The following is a 779-nucleotide window of genomic DNA, read 5'->3' on the forward strand; positions in this document are numbered from 1 at the left end:
CCCGCCATTTTCTTCTTTTTCGCCTCCCTTTATACTGCGCGCTATGTTCCTTACTGATAATAAATACAAATGAAATACCTCTTTTTATTTCTACTGGTTTTCACCAGCGGCGCAGCGGTGGCCACCGAACCTGGCAGTCAGTATCAACAGCAGGCCGAAGCCGGCGATCGACGCGCGCAATATTACCTTGCCGATACCTGGGTCAGCTCCGGCGATTATCAAAAAGCCGAATACTGGGCGCAGAAGGCGGCCGCCCAGGGCGATGGCGATGCGCTGGCGCTGCTGGCGCAGCTCAAAATCCGTAACCCCCAACAGGCGGACTATCCGCAGGCCCGCCAGCTGGCGGAAAAAGCCGTCGAGGCCGGCAGTAAATCCGGAGAAATCGTCCTCGCGCGGGTGCTGGTCAACCGTCAGGCTGGCGCCACCGACGTAGCGCACGCCATCACGCTGCTGCAGGATGCAGCCCGGGATAGCGAAAGCGATGCGGCGGTAGATGCCCAGATGCTGCTGGGGCTGATCTACGCCAGCGGCGTACACGGCCCGGAGGATGATGTGAAAGCAAGCGAATACTTCAAAGGCAGTTCATCACTTTCCCGCACCGGCTATGCCGAATACTGGGCCGGGATGATGTTCCAGCAGGGAGAGAAAGGCTTTATCGAACCGAATAAGCAGAAGGCGCTGCACTGGCTCAACGTCAGTTGCCTGGAGGGGTTTGATACCGGCTGCGAAGAGTTTGACCGGATCAGTAAAGGATAAGAAAAAGCCCGGCGCTATCGCGC

The 779-nt window shown here is 57.8% G+C and carries 1 protein-coding gene; it reads left to right on the forward strand.

The features are described 5' to 3' along the window. The first annotated feature begins 69 nt into the window (after window positions 1-69). Window positions 70-756: a tetratricopeptide repeat protein gene (locus HMPREF9538_RS09280; RefSeq protein WP_004151733.1), complete on the forward strand. Its 687-nt coding sequence runs from the start codon at window positions 70-72 to the stop codon at window positions 754-756. The last annotated feature ends 23 nt before the right edge of the window (window positions 757-779 follow it).

This window comes from Klebsiella sp. MS 92-3 (genome assembly GCF_000195655.1).
GTDB classification, from domain to species: domain Bacteria; phylum Pseudomonadota; class Gammaproteobacteria; order Enterobacterales; family Enterobacteriaceae; genus Klebsiella; species Klebsiella pneumoniae.

Excerpts from the sequence above, each read along its gene's own strand:
- HMPREF9538_RS09280 (WP_004151733.1), top strand. The coding sequence starts at position 70 with ATGAAATACCTCTTTTTATTTCTACTGGTTTTCACCAGCGGCGCAGCG.